Here is a 639-nt window from a genome sequence, read left to right as displayed (position 1 = left end):
ACACCTAATAGGTTAGTTGCAAGATAATCGTGTCGCCGTAGCTCCCGGGCACCGCTGATTGCCCGCCAGCGATCGTCCCATAGAGCGTATCGGTTCGTGACGCAGTTATAAGCCCGACCAGCGGGGCGATCGTTCCGGTCACCATCGACGTCCCGGCAACCCCGTCTCCCGCGACGCGGGTCCGGGCGGCATCGGTATAAATCTGATAGTTGAGCCGGTTGCCATTGTTGTCAAGGTACCGCGTGGCGGGCGTGGCACCCTGCCCCGCGCCAATGGCGATCGAATAGGTCCCGGCAATAATCAGCGCGGTGCACGTCGTCGTGACCGTAGCGGTCGTGTTGACGGCGGCCTTGGTCAGTGGATTGTAGGCACCAAACGCCATCGGCACCGCAGATATCGTGCAGGACTGCGCCTGCGCGGGCCCCACCCACCCTACCATTCCAAGGATCGTCAGCAGTAGCGCCGCCGCAACAATCCTAAACGGCCGAAAGAGCAAGCCTGGCGGGTTCATGTCCGTGTCGAACGCCAACCGCCGATCAGTAAGTGATCGTCGCGGTCAACGTGTCCGAATATGCGCCCGGCGTCGGCAATTGCCCGGCGGGAATGCGACCGTAGACGTTAAGGGACTGGCTCGACCCG

2 protein-coding genes are annotated in these 639 nt (G+C 62.3%); both read right to left on the bottom strand.

Annotated elements, in window-relative coordinates; genetic code table 11:
- Positions 1-4: 4 nt before the first annotated feature.
- Entirely contained in the window at positions 5-511 is a 507-nt protein-coding gene (locus tag QBJ92_RS20580) for a spore coat protein U domain-containing protein (RefSeq protein ID WP_277971551.1), read from the bottom strand.
- Between the two features lie 25 nt (positions 512-536).
- On the bottom strand, positions 537-639 hold a 103-nt coding region (locus tag QBJ92_RS20575), incomplete at its 5' end, for a spore coat protein U domain-containing protein (RefSeq protein ID WP_277971552.1).

Origin of the sequence: Sphingomonas echinoides (assembly GCF_029623395.1) — a bacterium.
Taxonomy (GTDB): domain Bacteria; phylum Pseudomonadota; class Alphaproteobacteria; order Sphingomonadales; family Sphingomonadaceae; genus Sphingomonas; species Sphingomonas echinoides_A.
The sequence above is the reverse complement of the archived record's forward strand: the minus strand, read 5'-3'. Positions and strand labels throughout refer to the sequence as shown.

What these genes read in the sequence shown, in the direction of transcription:
- QBJ92_RS20580 (WP_277971551.1), bottom strand. Translation starts at nt 511, where the DNA reads ATGAACCCGCCAGGCTTGCTCTTTCGGCCGTTTAGGATTGTTGCGGCG.